This window comes from Vibrio scophthalmi LMG 19158, assembly GCF_000222585.1.
GTDB classification, from domain to species: Bacteria; Pseudomonadota; Gammaproteobacteria; order Enterobacterales; family Vibrionaceae; genus Vibrio; species Vibrio scophthalmi.
In genome coordinates, this window is sequence record NZ_AFWE01000047.1 from 1 (window position 1) to 337 (window position 337).

General features: G+C 44.2%; 1 protein-coding gene. It reads right to left on the bottom strand.

Annotated features, from left to right (window positions below; all coding sequences use genetic code 11):
- Window positions 1-8: 8 nt before the first annotated feature.
- Window positions 9-337 (bottom strand): IS3 family transposase (locus RH88_RS02795; RefSeq protein ID WP_005593322.1); only part of this gene is annotated, 329 nt, incomplete at its 5' end.

The window sequence follows — 337 nt, forward strand, 5'->3', positions numbered from 1 at the left end:
TGTACTGGTCAAGTCCAACCGGACACTTTTCTAATGCTATTTTCAAACTCTATAGGTGATAAATCATCGTTAGCTGAGTGCAGGCGATCAAGATTGTAATATTTCATGTATGCCGTAACGTCTCTGAGCATATGCTCACGAGTCGGTTGGTGTACTTTAAACAACCAGTCATGCTTTAGGCTGCCAAAGAAACGTTCAACTACAGCATTATCCCAGCAAGCACCGACATCACCCATACTTGCACGCATTCCATAGCTCTTGAGTAGTTTCTGGTAACGCTTGCTCGTGTATTGCGACCCCCTTTCGCTATGGAAAACCAAGCCTTTTTGAGGTTGTC